The sequence below is a fragment of the Candidatus Hydrogenedentota bacterium genome, assembly GCA_016791475.1.
Taxonomy (GTDB): Bacteria; Hydrogenedentota; Hydrogenedentia; order Hydrogenedentales; family JAEUWI01; genus JAEUWI01.
This window is the reverse complement of sequence record JAEUWI010000354.1, coordinates 1-583: the sequence shown is the minus strand read 5'-3', so window position 1 is coordinate 583 and position 583 is coordinate 1. Positions and strand designations below refer to the sequence as shown.

At 53.5% G+C, this 583-nt stretch carries 1 protein-coding gene; it reads left to right on the top strand.

The genetic code is table 11. The features are described from left to right. The coding region (locus JNK74_29640) for a sigma-54 factor interaction domain-containing protein (GenBank protein MBL7650337.1) at nucleotides 1-583 on the top strand (583 nt) is incomplete at both ends.

Sequence of the window (583 nt, the reverse complement as noted above, 5' to 3'; positions counted from 1 at the left end):
AACAGTGATCCAAAACAAGGACGGTCGGAAGATTCCGGTGAGTCTGAACACGGATCTCCTCCGCGACGAGTGCGGCAATTTGGTAGGGATCGTTGAGACCTATCGCGATCTGAGTCAGATCAATGAGCTCAAGACAAAGCTCAAACAGCACACAGGCAGCAGGACAAGCGGCCCACTTGTGGCGCGAAGTAAAACACTGCAAGGGATTCTAGATCTGCTGCCACAGGTTGCCAACGCAAAAGCGACCGTACTGATCGAAGGAGAGAGCGGTACGGGAAAAGAATTGATTGCCAGAGAAATTCATCGGTTAAGTCCTCGGCGGGATCAGCCGTTCGTCGCAGTGACTTGTGCGGCGTTGGCAGAGGGTGTGTTGGAAAGTGAACTGTTTGGCCACGTGAAGGGCGCCTTCACCGGAGCGATCGCCGACCGTTTGGGAAGATTCGAGATGGCTCACAGGGGAACTATCTTCCTGGACGAAATTGCCGACATCAGTCCTCTGGCCCAGGTCAAACTTTTGAGGGTGCTGCAAGAATCGGAATTTGAAAAAGTCGGCGGGAACAAGACCGTGAAAGTCGATGTGCGG